Here is a 574-nt window from a genome sequence, read left to right as displayed (position 1 = left end):
TAGTTGCTGACGCGCCTTGAGCCGCATGTTCACGGCATCTTCGCGGGCACGCCACAGATTGCGCAGTGCTTCGTGCGCGGCATCGGGTACCCAGATCGCCTTGAGTTCACCGGCACGCGACAGTTCAGCCAGGCGCCGGCAGTCGCGCCGGTCGTTCTTGATCCGGTCCGCGCCGCGATGTGGGGTCAGCGACGGAGCGATCACCTCGATCGGATAGCCACGACCGGTGAGCTCGCGATACAAGCCATAACCGGTTGGCCCGGCCTCGTACACCACGCTGACCTGCGCGGCTTCGCCGTACTTGCGCAGAACTTTTAACAAGGCCGCCACGTCATGGCCGATGGTTCCGACAAACCGCGCAGGTTCCCGACCAGGTTCGCACACCGCAATCGAGATGGTGTCCTTGTGCACGTCCAATCCGACAAAAAACTTGATAAGCTTGTCCATGGCCCGTCTCCTGAAGTTCTGCGCCTGGCCCACCCAGGCGTATGTGGCTCGGCACACTTCGGTGCGCAACCCACGATACCCGAGACGGGCCCTACGGTGTTCAGTCAGCCGCGACCATTATGTCTAG

At 62.2% G+C, this 574-nt stretch carries 1 protein-coding gene; it reads right to left on the bottom strand.

The features are described 5' to 3' along the window. On the bottom strand, positions 1-447 hold a 447-nt coding region (locus HV670_RS30425; RefSeq protein ID WP_175108600.1), incomplete at its 3' end, for an IS110 family transposase. Positions 448-574: the final 127 nt, after the last annotated feature.

It is taken from the genome of Pararobbsia alpina, assembly GCF_902859895.1.
In the GTDB taxonomy this organism is placed as follows: domain Bacteria; phylum Pseudomonadota; class Gammaproteobacteria; order Burkholderiales; family Burkholderiaceae; genus Pararobbsia; species Pararobbsia alpina.
The sequence above is the reverse complement of the archived record's forward strand: the minus strand, read 5'-3'. Positions and strand labels throughout refer to the sequence as shown.